Below are 522 nucleotides of genomic sequence, written 5' to 3' on the forward strand. Positions count from 1 at the left end.
CCCCCGATCTCACCCCGCCGCCGCGCCGGCCGCTGGATGCCAAGACGCAGCTCGAATACGGCAACCCGCCCCCGCCGCCGCCCGGCCGCTACTGAGTCTCTCGGCGCCGGACATACGCTGATCCCTCCAAAGCTCTCATCCTGAAGCAACGGAGCGAAGCGGAGGCCTCGAAGGAGGCCTCCAGCCAGTTGCGCGATGTTCAGAGGCGTCCGTCGAGGCCCGCTGGCACGGGCCCCTCGGGATAAGGGCGTGGGTGGGATAGCCCTCAAGTCGAACTGGATTGCGCCTCAGGCCGCTTCCCTGGCACGCCGGGCCTCGTAGGCCTTGAGGCCGGCGTAGACCTGACCGAGCAGCGGGAATGCCGCCTCGGGGGCGAGGCGGGCGCCGCGGGCGATGAGATCGCCGACGACGTGGTCAGCCTCGATGCGGCCGCCGTTCTCGATGTCGCGCAGCATCGAGGCCGTGAAGGTCGAGCCCTCCGCGGTGAGCTGCGCCCGCGCGCGCTCGGCGACGACCCCGCGC

Annotated in this window: 1 protein-coding gene; it reads right to left on the reverse strand. The window is 71.6% G+C overall.

The window, feature by feature from the left end; translation table 11 throughout:
- Positions 1-287: 287 nt before the first annotated feature.
- A partial coding sequence (locus FV228_RS32380) for a ketopantoate reductase C-terminal domain-containing protein (RefSeq protein WP_281406566.1) occupies positions 288-522 on the reverse strand: 235 nt, incomplete at its 5' end.

The sequence above is a fragment of the Methylobacterium sp. WL18 genome, from assembly GCF_008040015.1.
In the GTDB taxonomy this organism is placed as follows: Bacteria; Pseudomonadota; Alphaproteobacteria; order Rhizobiales; family Beijerinckiaceae; genus Methylobacterium; species Methylobacterium mesophilicum.